18 protein-coding genes are annotated in these 20,277 nt (G+C 63.4%); 9 read left to right on the top strand and 9 right to left on the bottom strand.

The window, feature by feature from the left end:
* Together AC19YT_RS21410 and AC19YT_RS21415 are read left to right on the top strand one after the other, a co-directional pair.
* The coding region (locus tag AC19YT_RS21410; RefSeq protein ID WP_500610934.1) for an immunoglobulin-like domain-containing protein at positions 1 to 4,907 on the top strand (4,907 nt) is incomplete at its 5' end.
* Positions 4,908 to 5,056: 149 nt separating this feature from the next.
* A complete protein-coding gene (locus AC19YT_RS21415) occupies positions 5,057 to 5,395 on the top strand; it encodes a tryptophan synthase subunit beta (protein ID WP_095110086.1) in 339 nt (112 codons plus the stop codon).
* Between the two features lie 129 nt (positions 5,396 to 5,524).
* Here the strand turns inward: AC19YT_RS21415 and pdxY are convergent, their stop codons facing one another.
* A complete protein-coding gene (pdxY, locus tag AC19YT_RS21420; RefSeq protein ID WP_095110088.1) occupies positions 5,525 to 6,397 on the bottom strand; it encodes a pyridoxal kinase PdxY in 873 nt (290 codons plus the stop codon).
* A 114-nt stretch (positions 6,398 to 6,511) separates the two neighbouring features.
* Here pdxY and AC19YT_RS21425 point away from each other — a divergent pair, with 114 nt between their 5' ends.
* Positions 6,512 to 6,907: a DUF3301 domain-containing protein gene (locus AC19YT_RS21425; protein ID WP_095110090.1), complete on the top strand. Its 396-nt coding sequence runs from the start codon at positions 6,512 to 6,514 to the stop codon at positions 6,905 to 6,907.
* A gap of 1 nt (position 6,908) precedes the next feature.
* Here the strand turns inward: AC19YT_RS21425 and blaOXA are convergent, their stop codons facing one another.
* The 3 genes from blaOXA to zigA are packed head-to-tail and all read right to left on the bottom strand — an operon-like array spanning position 6,909 to position 9,995.
* Positions 6,909 to 7,715 (bottom strand): class D beta-lactamase, encoded by an 807-nt coding sequence (gene blaOXA / locus AC19YT_RS21430; RefSeq protein WP_500610935.1) that lies wholly within the window; start codon positions 7,713 to 7,715, stop codon positions 6,909 to 6,911.
* A gap of 54 nt (positions 7,716 to 7,769) precedes the next feature.
* A complete protein-coding gene (locus tag AC19YT_RS21435; RefSeq protein ID WP_095110358.1) occupies positions 7,770 to 8,741 on the bottom strand; it encodes a CobW-like GTP-binding protein in 972 nt (323 codons plus the stop codon).
* Between the two features lie 54 nt (positions 8,742 to 8,795).
* A complete protein-coding gene (gene zigA / locus AC19YT_RS21440; RefSeq protein WP_500610936.1) occupies positions 8,796 to 9,995 on the bottom strand; it encodes a zinc metallochaperone GTPase ZigA in 1,200 nt (399 codons plus the stop codon).
* 158 nt (positions 9,996 to 10,153) lie between these two features.
* Between zigA and folE2 the strand changes: the two genes are divergently transcribed.
* Genes folE2 through AC19YT_RS21460 form a run of 4 tightly spaced genes read left to right on the top strand, consistent with a single transcriptional unit; the run spans position 10,154 to position 14,012 of the window.
* Positions 10,154 to 11,050: a GTP cyclohydrolase FolE2 gene (gene folE2 / locus AC19YT_RS21445; RefSeq protein ID WP_500610937.1), complete on the top strand. Its 897-nt coding sequence runs from the start codon at positions 10,154 to 10,156 to the stop codon at positions 11,048 to 11,050.
* On the top strand, positions 11,047 to 11,607 hold the full coding sequence (locus AC19YT_RS21450; RefSeq protein WP_095110098.1) for a gamma carbonic anhydrase family protein: 561 nt from the start codon (positions 11,047 to 11,049) through the stop codon (positions 11,605 to 11,607). The genes folE2 and AC19YT_RS21450 overlap by 4 nt, the downstream gene beginning before the upstream one ends.
* 2 nt (positions 11,608 to 11,609) lie before the next feature.
* Entirely contained in the window at positions 11,610 to 12,947 is a 1,338-nt protein-coding gene (locus AC19YT_RS21455; RefSeq protein ID WP_500610938.1) for a dihydroorotase, read from the top strand.
* 39 nt (positions 12,948 to 12,986) lie between these two features.
* The gene (locus AC19YT_RS21460; protein ID WP_500610939.1) at positions 12,987 to 14,012 is read left to right on the top strand and encodes a His/Gly/Thr/Pro-type tRNA ligase C-terminal domain-containing protein; all 1,026 of its coding nucleotides are present in this window, start codon (positions 12,987 to 12,989) and stop codon (positions 14,010 to 14,012) included.
* A gap of 39 nt (positions 14,013 to 14,051) precedes the next feature.
* On the opposite strand, the gene AC19YT_RS21465 is transcribed toward AC19YT_RS21460, so the two are convergent.
* A complete protein-coding gene (locus AC19YT_RS21465) occupies positions 14,052 to 14,573 on the bottom strand; it encodes a DUF3617 domain-containing protein (RefSeq protein ID WP_095110103.1) in 522 nt (173 codons plus the stop codon).
* 131 nt (positions 14,574 to 14,704) lie between these two features.
* Here AC19YT_RS21465 and cls point away from each other — a divergent pair, with 131 nt between their 5' ends.
* The gene (cls, locus tag AC19YT_RS21470; RefSeq protein WP_500599429.1) at positions 14,705 to 16,144 is read left to right on the top strand and encodes a cardiolipin synthase; all 1,440 of its coding nucleotides are present in this window, start codon (positions 14,705 to 14,707) and stop codon (positions 16,142 to 16,144) included.
* Here the strand turns inward: cls and cfaB are convergent.
* The 4 genes from cfaB to bufA2 form a co-directional block, all read right to left on the bottom strand.
* On the bottom strand, positions 16,141 to 17,325 hold the full coding sequence (gene cfaB, locus AC19YT_RS21475) for a C17 cyclopropane fatty acid synthase CfaB (protein ID WP_500610940.1): 1,185 nt from the start codon (positions 17,323 to 17,325) through the stop codon (positions 16,141 to 16,143). The genes cls and cfaB overlap by 4 nt on opposite strands.
* An 87-nt stretch (positions 17,326 to 17,412) precedes the next feature.
* Complete coding sequence (locus AC19YT_RS21480) at positions 17,413 to 18,198, bottom strand: HvfC/BufC N-terminal domain-containing protein (protein WP_500610941.1); 786 nt, start codon at positions 18,196 to 18,198, stop codon at positions 17,413 to 17,415.
* The gene (gene bufB, locus AC19YT_RS21485; protein ID WP_095110110.1) at positions 18,195 to 19,034 is read right to left on the bottom strand and encodes an MNIO family bufferin maturase; all 840 of its coding nucleotides are present in this window, start codon (positions 19,032 to 19,034) and stop codon (positions 18,195 to 18,197) included. The genes AC19YT_RS21480 and bufB overlap by 4 nt, the downstream gene beginning before the upstream one ends.
* 68 nt (positions 19,035 to 19,102) lie before the next feature.
* Positions 19,103 to 19,357 carry a BufA2 family periplasmic bufferin-type metallophore gene (bufA2, locus tag AC19YT_RS21490; protein WP_095110111.1) on the bottom strand — a complete coding sequence of 85 codons (255 nt, stop codon included), beginning with the start codon at positions 19,355 to 19,357 and terminating at the stop codon, positions 19,103 to 19,105.
* 289 nt (positions 19,358 to 19,646) lie between these two features.
* On the opposite strand from bufA2, the gene AC19YT_RS21495 reads away from it, so the two are divergent.
* Positions 19,647 to 20,270, top strand: coding sequence for a CDP-alcohol phosphatidyltransferase family protein (locus AC19YT_RS21495; protein ID WP_095110112.1), 624 nt, complete (start codon positions 19,647 to 19,649; stop codon positions 20,268 to 20,270).
* The last annotated feature ends 7 nt before the right edge of the window (positions 20,271 to 20,277 follow it).

The following is a 20,277-nucleotide window of genomic DNA, read 5'->3' on the forward strand; positions in this document are numbered from 1 at the left end:
AAGTGGTCGCCACCCTGACTGTGGATAAAACCACCGTCACCGAAGGCGGCGACGTGACTTACACCGTCACGCTGACCAACAAAGCCGGCCTGCCGATGGAGAGCCATGGTCCGCTGACTTTCACCCTCAGCGACGGCACCAAAATCTCCGTCAAAGCAGGCGAAACCACCGGTACTGCGGTCGTCCAAACCACCAATGACGTGTTCACTGGCGGCCAACCGTCCCTGGTGAACAAACTGGTTGGGGTTGAAGGCGCCGATGACTTCGAGAAACTGACCCTCGATCCGAAAGAACACACCACCACCGTTACCGATCAGCCAACCGGCGAAGGCGACAAGGTGACTGTTTCGATCACTGGCGACGGCCCGGTCTTCGAGAACCAAGCACAGAAATTCACCGTTTCGGTCAGCCAAAAACTCGACCATGACCTCACCGTGACCCTGAAAAACGGCGCAGTCGTGGTTATCAAGGCTGGCGAGTTGAGCGTTCCGTACGAGCGTGCCGCGCAAGGCGATGACGTCTATAAAGACGGCGAAACCGTGCCGATGGGCATCCAGACCGCCACCGTTGCCGGCAAGTCCTTCGAGAACCTGGTGATCGGCAACGACACCTCGGTGAAGGTTAACGACACCGAAACCGAAGTCACTGCCAAGCTCACCGTGGACAAGTCCTCGGTGGCCGAAGGTGGTGCAGTGACTTACACCGTGACCCTGACCAACGCCGCCGGCATGCCGATGGCTAACCACGGCCCGCTGGAGTTCAAGCTCACCGACGGCACCATCGTGCGTATCCCGGCCAACGGCACCAGCGGCAGCGCTACTGTCTATGCCAAGGATGACGTGTTCACCGGCGGCCAACAGCCGATGGTCAACAAGCTGGAAACCGTCACTGGTGAGGGCGCGGATCGCTTCGAGAAACTGACCCTCGATCAAGCCACCAAAACCACCACGGTCACTGATGAACCGACCGGCCAGGGTGACAAGGTCACCGTCAGCATCACGGGCGATGGCCCTGTGTTTGAAAACCAGGCACAGAAATTCACCGTCAGCGTCAGCCAGAAACTGGATTACGACCTCACCGTGACCCTGAAAAACGGCGCAGTCGTGGTTATCAAGGCTGGCGAACTGAGCGTTCCTTACGAGCGTGCCGCGCAAGGCGACGACGTCTACAAAGACGGCGAAACCGTGCCGATGGGCATCCAGACCGCCACCGTTGCCGGCAAGTCCTTCGAGAACCTGGTGATCGGCAACGACACCTCGGTGAAGGTTAACGACACCGAAACCGAAGTCACTGCCAAGCTCACCGTGGACAAGTCCTCGGTGGCCGAAGGTGGTGCAGTGACTTACACCGTGACCCTGACCAACGCCGCCGGCATGCCGATGGCTAACCACGGCCCGCTGGAGTTCAAGCTCACCGACGGCACCATCGTGCGCATCCCGGCCAACGGCACCACGGGCTCAACCACGGTTACTGCCAAGGATGATGTCTACACCGGTGGCCAAGCGCCGATGGTCAACAAACTGGAAACCGTTACTGGCGAGGGCGCCGATCGCTTCGAGAAACTGACCCTCGACCAAGCCACCAAAACCACCACGGTCACCGATGAACCGGCCGGCCAGGGTGACCTGGTGACTGTCGGCATCTCCGGCGACACGTCGGTGGTTGAAGGCGGCACCGCCCATTACACCTTGACCCTGAGCGACAAGCCGCTGGCCGATGTCACGGTGACCCTGCGCTACAGCGGCACCGCGATCGATGGCACCGACTTCACCGGTGTGGTGACCGTCAAGATCCCGGCCAACAGCACCAGCGTCGGGTTCAACGTGGCGACCATCGATGACAAGCTCGTCGAGGGTTCCGAGAACTTCAAGGTCACCATCGACTCGGTCAGTGGCGGCAAGTTCGAGAACATCGGCATCGACGCGGGCAAGTCTTTTGTCGATACCGTCATCATCGACAACGACCACGCGCCTGTGGCCGTCGGTGGCCAGGTGACTGGCGTGGAAGACACCACGCTGACGCTCAAGTGGGGTGATTTCCAGGTCAGCGATGTCGATGGCGACAGCCCGCTGAGCATCACCATCACCGACCTGAACAACGCCGCCGGCAAGCTCACGCTCAACGGCGTGGCGGTCAGCGCAGGCCAGACCATCACCCAGGCGGATATCGCCGCGGGCAAGCTCAAGTTCACTCCGTCCGCGAACCAATCGGGTGCCGATGGCTACGGCGGCACCGGCGTGGGCAACAAGCAGGCCGACTACGCGCAGATCAAGTACAAGCCAAACGATGGCTTCAACCTGGGCAACGAAGTGACCCTCAAGGTCGACATCACGCCGCAGGCTGACGCCCCGACGCTGAACATCACCGGCAACAACGTGGCCTCCATCGGCCTGACCAAGGAAGTCTGGACCGGCCTCGCCGGCCTGGGCACCAACGGCAACGGCGCGCCTTCGGACACCCTCAAGTCGGTGATCGACGCCGCGGGTAAACCCAACAGCAGCACCCTGGTGACCAACGTGCAGTCCAGCGCCGATGTGGCGGCGGGCACCGCGTCGAAAACCTCGGGCTTGATCTTCCTGGAAGCGGGCAAGACCTACACCTTCTCCGGCACCGGCGACGACAGCCTGTTGGTGACCATTGGCGGGCAGAAAGTCGCCAGCGCCCTGTGGGGCAACGGCGGCGCGCTGACCGGCGAGTTCAAGCCAACCACCAGCGGCTACTACACCCTGGACGTCTACCACCATAACCAGAGCGGCGCGGGCAGCTATGACGTGAACCTGTCGATCAACGGCAGCACGCCGGTCGACTTGGGCAAGGCCAACCTGCCGATGTACCCGACGGTCACTGACCTGGTGAACGCCGGCGTGTCGGTTTCTGACCTGCACGGTGCCAATGGCGAGGGTTACTACGAGGGCTACAAACTCAACGAAGGCGCGGAAAACGGCCAGGTGAAGATCTCCCCGATCACCACCGCGCTGACCGACACCGACGGCTCCGAAAGCCTGAGTGTGAAAATCAGCGGCTTCCCCAAAGGCATGGTGCTCAGCGATGACGCCGGTCATACCTTCACCGTGGGCGACTCCGGCGAAGCCAACGTCACCGGTTGGAACCTGGGCGGCCTGACCCTGACGCCACCGCCGTACTACAACGGCAAGTTCGACCTGACCGTGACCTCGACCTCCACCGAGTCCCTCGGCGGTTCGGCCGTGAGCACCGGGACGATTCCGGTCACCGTGCACCCGGCGGTGTACAACCCGGTCATCGGCACCACCAACGACGACACCATCCCCGGCACCGATGGCAACGACATCATCGTCGCCGACATCGGTGGCCTGAACGTGGTGCAAGGCAAGAACTACAACATCGCGTTCATCATGGACACCTCGGGCAGCATGGACGACTCCATCGCCGCCGCCAAAACGTCCATGACCAACATGTTCAAGACGTTGCAGGACAGCCTGGGCAGCAGCACCTCGGGGACGGTGAACATCTTCCTGACCACCTTCTCCGACCAGGTCAATTCCAGCATCGCGATCAACCTGAAGGACCCACTGGCCCTGAGCAAACTGGGCGACATCATCAAGGGCATGTACGCCAACGGCGGCACGAACTATGAAGATGCGTTCAAGACCACGGCCAACTTCTTCCAAAGCACCATGGCCAAGGGCAACGCGGGTGCGGAAAACCTGACCTACTTCATCACCGACGGTAAGCCGACGTTCTACCAAACCGGCGAATCGCCCAACCCTATCGTGGCCGACTCCTACAGCGGCACCGATATGCGTCTGGACGACTACCTGAACGTGAACAACTACAAGTTGGGTGACACCGCCTACATCAACCTGGGCGGCACCAACTACGTGCTGGTCACCAGCAGCGGCAAGGTCAACAGCTACTCCCAGGACTGGAGAGGCAACTGGTACAAGGACAGCGGCAACCTGGGCACCATCCGCGCCCAGGGCGATGGCACCTATGAAATCTCGCGCCAGGCAGGCGCGGGCAGCAGCACCGACTACTGGACCGGTCAAGATTCGGCCAGCAGCTTCCTGTTGCTCAAAGGCTTGTCCACCGTCGAGGCGATTGGCCTGAACAACAGCATCAAGCCCGGTGACCTGAGCCCGTTCGACAGCGATAACAAACCGCAAACCAACATCAACCCGAACGACCTGGCCAACGCCATCCTCGGCCACACCGAGGCCACCCTGCCGGGTGCCGACAAGGTCAGTGGCGGCGATGGCAATGACATCATCTTCGGCGACCTGGTGAGCTTCGGCGGCATCTCCGGCGAGGGTTACCAGGCGATGCAGGCGTATGTCGCGCAGAAGTCCGGGGTGGACGTCAGCAAAGTCAGCGCCAGCAATGTGCACCAGTACGTCACCGAGCATTACAACGAGTTCGACGTCTCTGGCGCCCATGACGGCGCAGACAACCTGCTGGGTGGTGCCGGCAACGACATCCTGTTCGGCCAGGGCGGCAACGACTACCTGGACGGTGGCAAAGGCAACGACATCCTGCTCGGCGGCACGGGCAACGACACACTGATCGGCGGCCAGGGCAATGACATCCTGATCGGCGGTTCGGGTGCCGATACCTTCGTCTGGCGCGCGGGTGACACCGGCAACGATGTCATCAAGGACTTCAAGGCCGGTGAAGGTGACCGTATCGACCTGCGCGACCTGTTGCAGGGCGAAAGCGGCAGCACCATCGACAACTTCCTCAAGATCACCACCGTGGAAGGCGTCTCCACCCTGCAGGTCAGTTCCGAAGGCAAGCTCAATGATGCCGGCGGCATGGCCAACGCGGATGTGACGATCAAACTGGAAGGCAACAACTGGTCTAACGTGAACCTCAACTCACTGATTTCCGGTAACGACCCGACCATCAAGATCGACCACAACAACAACTGATCGAGCCCCTGCGGCCGCCCACCCGGGCGGTCGCCGGCTTCGCTCGCCGCGTCACGTCCGTGACGATCGGCGCTTTGCACCGCATACTCGCGTCCAGTTGGCCTATGCTGCTGACAGCACGACGCTGGTCCATACATGAGGGATGCTCAATGTTCTACGTGCAACGCGATGCTCAAGGGCAGTTGATCCGCGTGGAAGCCACCGCCTATGCCGAGGCGACGGAAACCCTGCCGGCCGACAACCACGAAATCCAGGACTGGTACGCCAACGAAGCCGTGGAAGTCAGCCTCAAGCAACTCAAACAGAGCGACCTGGACATGATCCGGGTACTCGACGACTTGATTCAGGTGCTGACCAGCAAGGGGGTGATTCGCGTCACCGACCTGCCGCCGGCGGCGCAGGCCAAATTGATGGACCGCACCCAGGCGCGGGAAGCCTTGGGTGGCCTGGGTGGCCTGATTAATGACGATGAAGCCGGGCTGATCTGACGGCCGCTACTGCATTGCAACACAACCCCTGTGGGAGCGAGCCTGCTCGCGATGCCTGTATCACCGCCAAACGTGGCGGGCCGATACACCGCTATCGCGAGCAGGCTCGCTCCCACTGTTTTTTGCGCGTTACAAACTGATCGCCGTCGCCTCGAACCGCACACGCGGATGGGCGATGCGGTCCTGGGCGCGTACCAGCTCCAGCTCATAGCTGGCGCAGGCCTGGGTTTCCAGCAGCACTTCATGCACCGCCGCCGCGGTGAACTCGAACGCCGCCAGCAAGCTGTCGCCCAGCAGCACCCGGGCGAGGAACAGCCCGGAGGTCAAATCCCCCACCCCCACCGGTTGGCGCGGAAACGCCAGCAGCGGCCGGCGCAGGTGCCAGTTGCCGTCGGCCGTCACCAGCAGCATTTCAAAACCGTCCGCGACCTTGCCCGGATAATCCAGATGCTTGACCAGCACCGCTTTAGGCCCGCGCGCCAACAGCGAGCGCGCCATCGCCAGGCAATCGAACAACGACTGCGGCTTGCGCCCGCAAAAGCTGTCCAGCTCCAGTTGGTTGGGGCACAGAAAATCGGCCATGGCCACCGCCTCTTCCAAGAGGAAATCGCTGACCTCGGCGGGCACGATGCAGCCCTTTTCCGGGTGGCCCATCACCGGGTCGCACAGGTACAACGCCTTGGGGTTGATCGCCTTGATCCGCGCCACGCCCGTGAGGATCGCCCGCCCCTGGGCCGCACTGCCCAGGTAGCCCGACAGCACTGCGTCGCAATGGCCCAATTCGCCAATGGCGGCGATGCCCTCCACCAGCGCGGGGATCTGCTGCGGCGCCAAAACTTCGCCCGCCCACTGGCCGTATTGGGTGTGGTTGGAGAACTGCACGGTGTTGAGCGGCCAGACATTCACCCCAACCCGCTGCATCGGGAACACCGCGGCACTGTTGCCGGCGTGGCCGAAGACTACGTGGGACTGGATAGCGAGCAAATGGGGCGTACGTTTCATGGGTAACTTCCGTAAACCGGTGACATTCAAGCCGCGCAGTATGCGACTAAACACAGCCTGTACGACAGAGCGCGCAGGCAGTTAAGCTGGCGGCAACTTGTTGGAGCGAACCACATGCTGACCCTGGGAAATATCTTCGTGCTGATGCTGCTGGCCACCGGCGGCGCCTGGCTGTGGCACAACCACGGCTTGCGCGAGCGCGCACTGGAGCGGGTCAAGCAGCATTGCGCCAAGCTCGACATCGAGCTGCTGGACGGCAACGTCGCCCTCAAGCGCATCGGCATCGTCAAGGACGCCAATGGCCGGCGGCGCCTGGCGCGCATCTACACCTTCGAGTTCACCGTCACCGGTGAAGCCCGCCACAACGGCACCATCACCCAATTTGGCGCCCACAGCGCGCACATCGAACTGGCGCCCTACCCGATCGTGGTCAAGGAACCGCCGCCGCCCAGCGCCGACGTCATCGAACTGAGCCAGTGGCGCCAGGAACACACCAAGTGGCGCCAGTGACTCAAGGCGCCAGCAGCCCCAGGGCCTTGAGGCTGGCCTTGCCCACCGCCACACGCTTGGGCGCGTCGGCCATGCCGTTGGGCATGTCGATGTTCAGCGCAAAGCTGTAGACCTTGCCGCCCTGCTCCACCCACCCCACCCACCAGCCCAGGCCAGGCGTGTAGCGGGTGTTCCACCCGGTCTTACCGTACAGCGTCCAACCCGGGCCTTTTTCCAACTCAGTGATTTCACGCACGCTGGCCTGCGCCTCGGCCGGGAACGGCAATTGCCCCTGGGCCAACGCCGCCAAAAAGCGCGCCTGCTCCACGGCGCTGATCTGCAACGGCCCATCGAGCCAAAAGGTCTCGACGCGGGTGCCAACCTCACCATTGCCATACCCCAATGCCCGCACACCCGCCTGCATGCGCGCCAGGCCTATGCGCCGGGCCAGTTCCTTGTACACCGCCAGGTTGGAGATTTTGATGGCCTCGCGCAGGCCCATGTCCTGCTCCCAACTCTTGATGAATTGCGGCTGGCCGCCGTAGGGCAGCACCTCGTCAACACTGCTCACCGCGCCGCTGGCCAGGCCGATCAGGCTGTTGGGGATCTTGAAGGTCGAGGCCGGGTAATACCGCGTGGCGGCGCGCTCGGCATCGACGCCGGTGAAGGTGGCGGCGCTGACGTCGTACAGCACGAACGTGCCCTTGACCTTGGCCGCCGCGAAAATCCCCGCCACTGCCGGGCTGGATTTGAACTCCAGCGCCTGCACGGACGTGGTGAACAACGCGGCAAGGATCAACAGCCCGCTTGCTACAAAGGACTTCGCCATGGGCAATCCTCAAAAATACGCAGAGGCGCACCTTACTCCAACCCTGGCGGGCGCTTAAAGCGGACCTAGCCGAATGGCCACCAGGGCACGAGTCAGCGCGACCGTATCTTGCTCCCGATCGAAAATCAGCTCGATGCGCGAGTCCTGGCGCCATTCGCTGGGCTGCCATGCCAGGTTTTCGCGGTCCAGTGCATTGGCCGACCTCCACCCCTGCGGGCTGTGGACAATCAACTTGGCCCGCCGCCACGCAAGCCCCGCCAACCAGGCGTCCAGCCCAGCGCAGTCAAATACCTGGCTCGGGTGCCAGCGCCAGCCAATGCTCCAGCCACCCTCCTGTTGCTGGCTGAGGCAGATCGGCACGTCCACCGCGCGCCAGATCGCCGGGAGCTGCGCCAGCCCTTGGGGCACCGCGAAATGTGCCAGGGGCGCGCCCGCTGTCGCCTGCCCACCAGGAAGCTCACTCAAGGCCAACGCCGCTTGGCGGGTCCAGCGCAGCGGTACAGAGGGCAATTGGCTGGCAATGCGCTGGCGATCAGCCTCCAGCAAGCCTTCGTCCTTGTTCAACACCAGCAACCCGGCGCTGCCCAGCGCTTGTTGCTGGGCGTCGGGCAGGGGTTTGCCGCGGGCCAACGCCTGGGCATCGAGCACCAGCACGCACGGCTGCACCGCCAACACGCCCTGCCACGGCGCCTCACGCAACTGGCGCAACAACTGCGCTGGGTGGCCCAGGCCCGAAGGCTCGATAAACAAGCGGTCCGGCCGTGCCTTACGCAGCAAGCGGCCCAGCCCCACCTGGAACGGTGCACCGTTCACACAGCACAAACAGCCCCCGGCGACTTCCCCCAGGGCCACGCCATCCTCATCCCGGGTCAGCAGGGCCGCGTCCAGGCCGATCTGGCCAAACTCGTTGATGAGCACCGCCCAGCGTTCATGGGCCGGGCGCTGGGCCATCAAGTGCCGGATCAGGCTGGTTTTGCCGGCACCCAAAGGCCCGGCAATCACGTGGGTGGGAATGTTCTGCAGCATGGCGTGCAACTGTCTGCGCAAGGGGAAGGGAGCCGATGCTACGCCCATCACGCCTCAGGCGTCGAACCAGGGGCCAAAGGGGTCGGCCAGTGACCGCCAACCCTCAACGCCCATGGCCATTTCAGCGTCATTGAGCAGGCAGTCATCCAACTCGGCATTGAGCCGAGCAAAATCGATGTGCTGGCCGATAAACACCAGCTCCTGGCGGCAATCGCCGGTTTCGGGCAACCAATTGGTCATGATCGCCGCCGTGCTTTCGGCGTCCTCGGGCCACTGCTCGCGCGGTACAAAACGCCACCAGCTACCGGCAAAGCCATGGCGCATCAAACCGCCAGCCTGGGACCAACTCGCCGCATCCTCGGGCTTGCTGGCCAGCCAGAAGAACCCCTTGGAGCGCAGCAATTTGCCATTGAGCCAGGGGCCCTCGATCAAGTCGTAGAAGCGCTGCGGATGGAACGGCCGCCGCGCCCGATAAACGCTGGAGGCAATGCCGTACTCCTCGGTTTCCGGCACGTGCTCGCCGCGCAGCTCCTTGAGCCACCCCGGCGCCAGGGCCGCGCGCTCAAAATCGAAACGCCCGGTGTCGAGGATTTTCCCCAACGCTACCGCGCCCATGACCATGGGCAGAATCTCGGCGTGGGTGTTGAGCCGGCGCAAAATCGCCATCAATTCCTCACGCTCATTCTGGCCAATCAGGTCGATCTTGCTGATGAGGATCACATCGGCGAACTCGACCTGCTCGATCAGCAGGTCGGTGATGGAGCGTTCGTCATCTTCCCCCAGGGTTTCGCCTCGGGAGGCGAGGCTGTCGGCGGCCTGGTAGTCCAGCAGGAAATTCAGGCCATCGACCACCGTGACCATGGTGTCCAGGCGCGCCAGATCCGCCAGGCTCTGGCCCTGTTCGTCGCGGAAGGTGAAGGTTTCCGCCACCGGCAGCGGCTCGGCGATGCCGGTGGATTCGATCAATAAGTAATCAAACCGCCCCTCGCGGGCCAGTTTGCTGACCTCTTCGAGCAGGTCTTCACGCAGGGTGCAGCAAATGCAGCCGTTGCTCATCTCCACGAGTTTTTCTTCGGCGCGGTTCAGGCTGACATCGCGCTGGACTTCGCTGCCATCGATGTTGATCTCGCTCATATCGTTGACGATCACCGCCACCCGCAGGTTGTCGCGGTTGCGCAGCACATGGTTGAGCAGCGTGCTCTTGCCGGCGCCGAGAAAGCCGGACAGCACGGTAACGGGGAGGCGGTGGGGCATGGGGTGTTCCTCATCGGGGCGGCCGGTCGGCGTACAGGGATGACACGTGCGCGGCGCAGGAAAGGCTAAACGTTACTTCATAACAGTAAGAAATTTTCCACCGAATGGAAAGTTATAATGTAACATTCGCAAATTCCCGCCACGACGGACCTCCCCCCATGAACGCGCTGACTCTGCCGGATATCGCCGCGCAGGCCTCACGCCAAGCCTTGCCACTGGACTGGGTAGGCATGTGCGGCATTGCCCTTCCCGTGGTGTTCGACGGCCAGCGCATCAGCGCCAGGGCCGACGCGGGCGTGAGCCTGGACGACGGCCAAGCGCGAGGCATTCACATGTCGCGCCTGTACCTGGCCCTGGAAATGCTCGAACAGCAAACCCTTTCCCCCGCGCTGTTGCGTGAAGTTTTGCAGCGGTTTCTCGATAGCCACACCGGTTTATCCAACGCCGCGTCTTTGCGCATTCACCTCGACTTACTGCTCAAACGGCCCGCACTGGTCAGCCCCTTGGCCGGTTGGAAAACCTACCCGGTGGTCATCGAAGCGCGGCTAGAAAACGCAATGTTCCACGTGGAACTAAAAATCGACGTGGTTTACTCCTCCACTTGCCCCTGTTCGGCGGCGTTGTCGCGGCAGTTGATCCAGCAGCAGTTCGTCGACGACTTCGCGCAAAAGCCCCTGCACCACGCCGATGTTCTCGCGTGGCTCGGCTCCACCCAGGGCATTCTCGCCACGCCCCACAGCCAGCGCAGCACCGCCCGTTTGCACCTGCGCCTGGGCGATTACCTCGACGGCCTGCCGCTGATCGCCCTTATCAACGACGCCGAAGCCGCCCTCGGCACCGCGGTGCAAACCGCAGTGAAACGCGCCGACGAGCAAGCCTTCGCCCTGGCCAACGGGCAAAACCTGATGTTCTGCGAAGACGCCGCGCGGCGCCTGCACCTGGCGCTGAAGCGCTCGCCCGGGGTCAACGGTTTTCGCCTGCGGGTAACCCACGCCGAAAGCCTGCACGCCCACGACGCCGTGGCCGAAAGCCGCTGGAATTGGGGCGCGCCATGATCCGCAAAAACCCGTCCGGCGATTTGCCGGTGATTGCCGAATCCGCCTACGTGGACAAGACCGCGATCATCTGCGGCAAAGTGGTGATCGGCGAAAACGTCTTCGTCGGCCCCTATGCCGTGATCCGCGCCGACGAAGTGGACGCCCAAGGCGCCATGGACCCGATCACCATCGGCGCCAACTCCAACATCCAGGACGGCGTGGTGATCCACTCTAAATCCGGCGCGGCGGTGACCATCGGCCAGTTCACCTCTATCGCCCACCGCTCCATCGTTCACGGCCCGTGCTCGGTGGGCGACCGGGTGTTCATCGGTTTCAACAGCGTGCTGTTCAACTGCGCCGTGGCCGACGGCTGCGTGGTGCGGCACAACTCGGTGGTCGATGGCCGCGACCTGCCACCGGACTTCTACGTGCCCTCCACCACCCGCATCGGGCCCAATACCGACCTCTCGCAGTTCGCACCGGTCAGCGTCAGCGCCTCGGAGTTCTCCGAAGACGTGGCGCGCACCAACGTCGATCTGGTGCGCGGCTACAAAGCCCTGCAGAACGAGTTTTGACCATGGCCAGCGTGCTGATCCGCAACGCCAGGTTGGTCAACGAGGGCTGCGAATTCGACGCCGACTTGTGGGTGGATCACGGCCGCATCGTGAAAATCGCCCGCAGCATCAGCGGCGCAAACGCCCAGGTGGAAATCGACGCCCAGGGCCAATGGCTGCTACCGGGGATGATCGACGACCAGGTGCACTTTCGCGAACCGGGCGCGCCCGACAAAGGCAGCTTCTACAGCGAGTCGCGGGCCGCCGTGGCCGGGGGCATCACCAGCTACATGGACATGCCCAACACCGCGCCCGCCACCCTGAGCCTGGCCGCCCTGGACGACAAAAAGCGCCGCGCCGCCCTGCACTCGGTGGCCAACTACGGTTTCCACTTTGGTGTCAGCCACGACAACCTCGACACCGTGGCCGCCCTCGACCCGTGCACGGTGGCCGGGGTGAAGGTGTTCATGGGCGCCTCCACCGGGCAGATGCTGGTGGACGACCCCCAAGTGCTGGAGCGCCTATTCGCCAACGTGCCCACTGTGCTGCTGGCCCACTGCGAGCACACGCCGAGCATCCAGGCCAACGAGGCGAACCTGCGGGCGCTGTTCGGCGAGCGCATCCCCGCCGCCGCGCACCCGTTGGTCCGCAACGCTGAGGCGTGCTTTCGCTCCTCGTCCCTGGCGGTGGACCTGGCCAAGCGCCACGGCACCCGGTTGCACGTGCTGCACCTGACCACCGCCCGCGAGCTGGCGCTGTTCGAGGACAAACCCCTGGCCCACAAACGCATCACCGCGGAGGTGTGCCTGCACCATTTGCTGTTCGACGACCGCGACTACCCGCGCCTGGGCAACCTCATCAAATGCAACCCAGCGATCAAAAGCCTCGCCGACCGCGATGCCCTGCGCCAGGCACTGCTCAGTGATCGCCTCGATGTGATCGGCAGCGACCACGCGCCCCACACTTGGGCGCAGAAGCAACTACCCTATTTTGATGCGCCGGCCGGGCTACCCTTGGTACAACACGCCCTGCCCGCGCTGCTGGAATTGGTGGCCGATGGCCTGTTGCCGCTGACCACACTCGTCGCCAAAACCAGCCACCGCGTGGCGGATCTGTTCCGGATTCCCGATCGCGGTTACCTGCGTGAAGGCTACTGGGCCGACCTGGTACTGATCCGGGCCGAGCCCACACCCGTGGCGTTGGCCGACCAGCCGATCCTTGCCCAGTGCGGCTGGACGCCTTTCGCCGGGCGAACGTTTCGCCATCGCGTGGCCACCACGCTGGTAAGCGGGCAAATTGCCTGGCATGACAACCGAATCCATGACGGCTGTCAGGGTTTGCCTTTGCGGTTCATGGGTTAAATCCGTTCTACCGACCACCGTTACCGAGCGCCTTAGACCATGATCCGCATCACCCTGCCAGACGGCTCCTTGTGTGAATACGATCAGCCCCTTTCCGTGTTTGAGGTGGCGGCCAGCATCAGCCTGCCCCTGGCCCGCGCAGCGGTGGCCGGGCGGGTGGACGGCGTGCAAGTGCACAGTGCATTCATGATCGAGGGCGACGCCCGCGTCAGCATCATCACCCCACGCGAGCCCGAGGGGCTGGAGATCCTGCGCCACTCCTGCGCGCTGCTGCTGGCCATGGCCGTCAAGCAGCTGTACCCGCACGCACGCTTGCGCGCCGGGGCGGTGCTGGGGGATGGGTTTTCCTATGAATTCGCCTGCGACCAGGCCCTGGACGACGCCGCGCTGACCGCCCTGCAAGCGCGTATGCAGGCCCTGGCGGCCACCAACCACGCCTTTCACCGCGAACCGACAAGCCGCGAGCAGGCCTTGGCGTTGTTCCGCCAGCGCCGTGAGCCGTACTTCGTGGAGCAACTGCACGCCCTGGCGGATGACGCACAGGTGACGCTGTATCGGCTCGTCGATTTCATCGCGCCCCACCCCGGCCCGCTGATTCCATCGAGTACGATCCTGCAAGCCTTCAGCCTCACCCACCTGCGCAGCCTGCATTCGGCCAGCGGCGTACTGCACCGCATCTACGGCACTTGCTGGCCGTCGCCGGCGGAACTGCACACCTGGAGCCGCCCGCCGCTAGCCGTGGTGCTGAGCATCAACGAGGACCAAGCCGAGTACGCCCAAGGGATAGTCGAGGCCCTGCGCCGCGCCGGCATCCAGGCCAAGGGCGACCTGCGCGACGAGAACATCAGCCACAAACTGCGCGAACACCGTGCCCTGCACGTGCCCTACCTGCTGGTGGTGGGCGAGAAGGAGCAGAACGCCGGGTTCGTCAGCGTGCGCAGCCACGAGGGCGAAGATTTGGGGCGCATGAGTGTGGAGGGCTTTGTGCAGCGGCTCGCAGGCGGGGGCGGCCGCGCGAGAGTGTGCGGCGCGCCTGAACCGCTGTGTCGCGCGGAGGATTTTTAGGGCTGCTGCACAACCCCGGCTGCCCCACGGCGGCGAACATCAGGCGCGGGGTTTGACCGCCCCGCATTCCTGCCCCAACCAAACGGCGCGGGTGTCGAGGCTGCCTTTTTGCTGTTGGCCGACAGCGTTGAAGGTGCCGCTGACTTTAGTGGTGAACTCCCGGTCGCTGAGGAAATGCGCCACGCCCGTGCCCTGGGCCTTGGGGCAACTGAAGCGGAACTTCCACTGCTGGCCGTTACGCTCGGTCACTTGCTGCTGGCAGCCCGATTGCGGGTCTTGCAGCGGAATGCTGTCGGTTTTTACCTGTTCAGGGGTCAGGCACACGCGGATGCCTTTGCCGCCCATGGTGATGCCCTGTTTCTCCAGCATCGCCTGCTGCTCGGGGGTCATCTGGTTCTTTAATTGGCCAAGGATCAACTGCAAATCCGGCAGGTTCTGGTCGTCGACCTTCATGTTGCTGGAGGTCAACTCCCACAAACCTGGTTGCAGCATCTGCGCCTGGGCGGCGACAGGAAGCGACAAGCCAACAGCCATGGCCAAACCCAGCAGACGAACGTTCATCGCATGACTCCTAGAAGATAGTGGCCGTTAGACGCCGGCCACGGGCTTAGGTTGCACGGCCAATTAAATAGCGACATCGGCCGTGGAACATGGTCTGTTAGGCATTGAATCTTCAGGAGCAAGGTTGCCCCATGGATTACTTCGGCCCGCATGTGTTCGGCTATCTGATCGCGATCATTCACCTTCTGGGGATGATCGCCGCGATCCACGCCGTGTTGACCGTCAGGACCGCCCAAGGCGCCATTGCCTGGGCCATGTCGCTGTTGTTCATTCCCTATTTCACCCTGGTGCCCTACCTGATTTTTGGCCGCAGCACCTTCGACGCCTACATCAAGGCGCGGCGCCAGGCCAACACCGAAATGCACAAAGCCATCATCGCCCTCAACTGGCGCCCCTGGATCGAAGAAGCCCTCGCCGCCCGTGCCTCGAACGCCTACGCCTCGCTGCGGGCGATGCCCAAGCTTGGGCGTATGCCATGCCTGGCGAACAACCAGGTGCGCCTGCTCATCAATGGCGAGGCGACCTTCGCGGCGATTTTCGAGGCCATCGGCCAGGCCCGCGAAGCGGTGTTGATCCAGTTTTTCATCATCCACGACGACCGCCTCGGCCGGCGCCTGCAAGCCCTGCTCCGGAAAAAAGCCGCCGAGGGCGTCGCGGTGTACCTGCTCTACGACCGCATCGGCAGCCATTCCCTGCCCCACGCCTATGTGCAGCCGCTGCGCGATGCCGGGGTGCAAGTCAAAGCCTTCGCCACCCGCAGCGGTTGGCTCAACCGCTTCCAGGTCAACTTTCGCAACCACCGCAAAATTGTGGTGGTCGACGGCGTGCTGGGTTTTGTCGGCGGCCACAACGTGGGGGATGAGTACCTGGGGCAAAAACCGCCCCTGGCACCCTGGCGCGACACCCACGTGCAGGTCAGCGGCCCGGTGGTGGCGTGCCTGCAAGAGTCGTTCGCCGAAGACTGGTTCTGGGCCGCGCGGCAACTGCCGCCGCTGATCCTGCCCCAGGCCTACCCGGATGACGGCGTGCTCTGCCAGGTGCTGGCCAGCGGCCCAGCGGATGACTTTGAAACCTGCTCGCTGTTTTTCGTCGAAGCCATCCACGCCGCCACCACGCGGGTGTGGATCACCAGCCCCTACTTCATCCCCGATGAAGCAGTGTTCGCGGCGCTGCGCCTGGCCGTGCTGCGCGGCGTCGATGTGCGCCTGCTACTGCCGTCGCGCCCGGATCACCGGGTGGTGTACGCGGCCTCCAGCCTGTTCGCCTTTGAAGCGGTGCGCGCCGGGGTGCGGGTGTTCCGCTACCTGCCGGGGTTCCTGCACCAGAAAGTGGTGCTGGTGGACGACGAAATCAGCGCCATCGGCAGCGCCAACCTGGATAACCGTTCGTTTCGCCTGAACTTTGAAGTGATGCTGCTAACCGTCGACCCGGCGTTCGCCAGCGAGGTGGAACACATGCTCAACGAGGACTTCGCCCAGGCCCGGGAAATCGCCAAGGAAGAAAGCCGGGAAACCCACCGCCTACAACAACTGGGCATGCGGGTCGCCCGGCTGATTTCGCCGATTCTCTAGCGGTAGATGTCGTCGCGGGTCCACGGCAATTCATGGCCGCCGTCGGCGTGGGGTTTGACGGCGAGGATCTGGTGCAGGTTGATCCAGCCCTTGGCGAAGGCATAGGCGCACCCGGCCAGGTACAGGCGCCAAATACGCAGCGCCTGTTCCGGCACTTGCCGGGTGGCGGCTTCCAGGTTGTCTTCCAGGCGTTCGCTCCAGTGGTCCAGGGTGCGTGCGTAGTGCAGGCGCAGGCTTTCAACGTCAACGATTTCCAGCCCCGCCTCGCTGATTTCGGCGCTTATCATCGCCAGGTGCGGCAGCTCGCCATTGGGAAACACGTAGCGCTCGATGAACTCACCCGCGCCCCTCCCTACTGGCCGGCCGTCGGTGTGTTTGGCGGTGATGCCGTGGTTCATCACCAACCCGCCCTCGCGCACCGCGCCGAACAAAGTGCGGCAGTACTGCGCCAGGTTAGCGTGGCCGACGTGCTCGAACATGCCAACACTGACCACTTTGTCGAAGCGACCGTCCTGGGGCAGGTCGCGGTAATCGAGCAGCTTGAGTTCGACCTGGCCTTGCAGGCCTTCGGCCGCCACCCGTTCTTGGGCCATGCTCAGTTGCTCTTTGCTCAGAGTGATGCCGAACACCTGGGCGCCGAATTCCCGCGCGGCGAACCGCGCCAACCCGCCCCAACCGCAGCCTACGTCCAGCAGGTAATCGCCCGGTTGCAGGCGCAGCTTGCGGCACAGGTGGCGGAACTTGGCCTGTTGGGCTTGCTCCAGGCTTTCGCTGCCGGTTTCAAAGTAGGCGCAGGAGTAGGCCATGTCGCTGTCCAGCCACAGCTGATAGAAGGCGTTGGACAGGTCGTAGTGATAGGAAATGGCCGCCGCGTCGGTGGCCTTGTCGTGGTGGCTGCGCACGGGTTGGCCATGTTCGTCTTCGGCCACCAGGGCCTGGCTCCACTCGTCGCAAACGCGGATCACCTCATTGATCGAGCCTTCGAGTTCCAGCTTGCCTTCGACGAACGCGGCCCCGAGCAGGTCCAGGCTGGGGTGGTTGAATTGGGTCACCAACTGCGGGTCCTTGACCACGATAGTGACGCTGGGCTCCGGGCCCAGGTTGAATTCGTGGCCATCCCAGAGCCTAAGGCGCAGCGGTAACTGCAGATTCTGCAAGGCCGGCGGTAGTTGCGCGAGCATGGCAAACCTCCCTTGTGTCAGACACCTGAAAAATGAGGGTAGACCATCCGGAAAAAACAGCGGCTCACGAACTGGCCGCAAACCGGGTCAGACTCTGCGTTGCAGCAGGCCATCGTGCACCCACTGCTTGAGCCACGTTGCCGCTTGCAGCGGGGCCTCCTCGCTATAGGTGACTGCCAATTCGCAGCACAGTTCGGAAAAACTCCAGCGCCCCTCGACCATCGCACAAAAGGCCCACGCCTCAGGCGCGGGAAGGCTGCGGTACTGGCAGTGGCGCTCGGCGCGCCACACCAGGCAGGTTTCGGCGGTGGGCAAACGATGGCTGCCGGGAAACTCGGTTTGCGCCTTCACCGCTTGCCACAAGGCGAGGCTGTTGTAGTGGCATTCAAGCAGTTGCACGCTGGGGTGGCGCTGTACCCGCAGGCCCGGCCATTCGACAGGCGGCAAGCGAGCCATCTGTTCCAGGGTCAAGGGCATGCCGTTGTGCGCGTCGAAGGCCAAGGTAAAAGCCCACTCCAATTGCGCCAACTCCGCCAGCGGCGCGCCCTGCTCGGGCACCAGGTGGCGGCTGATGAATTGTGCGAACCCCCGGCCCAGCCAGCGCAGGCTGAAGTGCGCCGACGGCGACTGGCGCACGTAGGCCAGGGCCAGTCGATCGAACTCTTCGTCCCCCAGCCAATGGTGAACGGTCGGATAGTCGCCGCGCAGCACCTCCAGCAACCGCGCCTGGTAGGCGTTGTGGTAAATCGCCAGCCCCCCGCTCACGTCCAGGCTCGGGCCGCCGATCAGGCTGCCAATCAGCGCCGGGGCGGCCGTTGCCGATTGGCCCAGCAGGTACTGTTCAAAAGCCTGTTGCCATTCGTTCAAGCTCATTGCGATCTCCCCGCCAATGCCGCTTGCCCCAGTTCACGGGCGGTTTGCAGTTCTGCCAGCAATTCTTCGAAGGGCGGGAAATGGTCGTCGCGCTCCAGCAACGTGGCCACCGGCCCCAGGTGCGCAAGGGTGCGTTGGTAGAGCGCCCACACCGGGTCGCTGACCGGCGCGTCGTGGGTGTCGATCACGTAGTCGCCATAGTCGCTGTGGCCCGCCAGGTGCAGTTGGCGGATGCGGTGGGCCGGCAAGGCCTGGATAAACGCCCAAGGGTCAAACCCATGGTTGCGGGAGCTGACGTAGACGTTGTTGACGTCCAGCAGCAGCTCACAGCCACTGAGGTCACTGAGGGCGGCGAGAAACGCCCACTCGCTGAACTCGTCGGCGCCTGCACGCACATAGCTGGAAACGTTCTCCAGCACCAAGGGCCGCTGCAACACGTCCTGCACCTGGCGCACCCGCGCGGCGACGTAGTGCAGGCTTTCTTCGGTGTAGGGCAGCGGCAGCAGGTCATGCAATTGGTGCGCGTCGCCACGGCTCCAGCACAGGTGATCGGACACCCAGGCCGGCCGCACGCGCTCAGCCAGGTGCTGGAGGCGATCGAGGTAATCGCGGTCCAGGGCATGGGGCCCGCCAATGGACAAGGACACACCGTGCATCACCACGGGGTAGCGCTCGACGATGGCGTCCAGGTAGTACAAGGCCTTGCCACCCTGGACCATGTAGTTTTCGGAGACGATCTCGAACCAGTCCACCGGCGGCGATTGCTCCAGTATCTGCGCGTAGTAGGCACTGCGCAGGCCCAGACCGTAGCCCGGACCTGGAAGGGAAACAGACATGGGGGGAATTCCTTGAATAAAAAAGGCGCAGGGGCGGATTCGCCGCTGCGCCACCACCGAGGTGTGGGTTACTCGCCGACTTTGCCACCGGCTGCGTCGCACTCTGCCTTGGTCATGCTCTTGAAGCCCTGGCCTTTGCAAGCTGCCTGGCCTTTGCAGGAGATGTCGCCGGTCTTGCAGTCGTTCATGCCTTTGCAGGAGGTCACACCGTAGCAATGCACCTTGGCGTCGTCAGCAGCCTGAGCTTGGGTGGCGACACCGGCAAATAGCGTGGCAGCAGCGAAGGCGAGAGCGGCGCCAGTAGCGGTGGTTTTGATGGTCATGGGGTGAATCCTCGATAAGACGTTGGGAAATCGACCGAACCCAATGTTCGGTTGCGACAGAGCTCTAGAGAGAAGCCCTATCCGCCCGTTACAGGCCCCTGAAAAAATGTGTTCCACGTGGAACGCTCCGAATGCTCTGTGGCTTGAATGCCGTGTGGATCTGCCTTTTCCTCGCCAGCGAGCGTCGTACTGACAGCCCGCCACCGTTGGTAGTTTTTAAACACCGCGTGCCGGGCATTTGTGGCAATAATCCACGCTCGTTTGCGCAAGACAAGGAAAGGTCAAACCCATGCTCTCCATCTACCAACTCAAGCCCCGCTTCCAGAACCTGCTGCGCCCCTTGGTACAACGCCTGTACGACAACGGCACCACCGCCAATCAGGTCACGGTGCTGGCCGCAGTGGTGTCGGTGCTGATCGGCGTGCTGATTGCCTGCTTTGCCGATCACCTGTGGCTGTTCGCCCTGGTGCCGCTGTGGATGATTGTGCGCATGGCGCTCAACGCCGTGGATGGCATGCTCGCCCGCGAATTCGGCCAGCAATCGCCCTTGGGCGCGTACCTCAATGAACTGTGCGACGTGGTGGCCGATGCCGCGCTGATCTTGCCGTTCGCCTGGGTGCCTGGGGTCAGCCCGATGCTGGTGGTGGCAGTCGCGCTGTTGGCGGCGTTCGTCGAATACGCCGGTGTGCTTGGCCCGATGGTGGGTGCCAGCCGCCGCTATGACGGGCCCACGGGCAAAAGCGACCGCGCTTTTCTCTTCGGCTTCATGGCCACCGCCATCGCCCTCGGCTGGTACTCCACCGGTTGGCTCAATGGCCTGTTGCTGGCAATTGCCGGCCTGTCGGTCGTGACGCTGGTCAAACGGGTCCGCGAGGGCCTCAAAGAAGCTTCCCAAGCCAAGCCTTGCGCATAAGGACATC

The organism is Pseudomonas sp. MF08875 (assembly GCF_059862525.1).